Source organism: Microvirga pakistanensis, from assembly GCF_004458765.1.
GTDB lineage: Bacteria > Pseudomonadota > Alphaproteobacteria > Rhizobiales > Beijerinckiaceae > Microvirga > Microvirga pakistanensis.
In genome coordinates this window covers 1-223 of the sequence record NZ_SPJX01000548.1, presented here as the reverse complement: position 1 = coordinate 223, position 223 = coordinate 1, and the positions used below count along the sequence as shown (strand labels likewise).

The window sequence follows — 223 nt, the reverse complement described above, 5'->3', positions numbered from 1 at the left end:
GGGGCAGGAGAGCTGCGCGCCCGAGCACATGACCAAGGGCCTCCCGGCAATCTACAAGCGGCTGCTGGAACTGAGGATCCGCTTCTTGCTCGGCAGTGCGATCGGCGAGGACGAATTCGCTCAGCTTGAGGCGAGCCAGTCGCGCACCAATCCAGACGAGACGGTGAGCCCGGGGACGGACTACAAACCGCCTCCGAGCACGGACGACTGGCACGTCGGCAGC

General features: G+C 65.9%; 1 protein-coding gene. It reads left to right on the top strand.

Going from position 1 to position 223, the window contains the following annotated elements:
* Positions 1-28 precede the first annotated feature (28 nt).
* Positions 29-223, top strand: a 195-nt coding sequence (locus E4K09_RS23760; RefSeq protein ID WP_134500161.1) for a hypothetical protein, incomplete at its 3' end; no start/stop codon positions are given.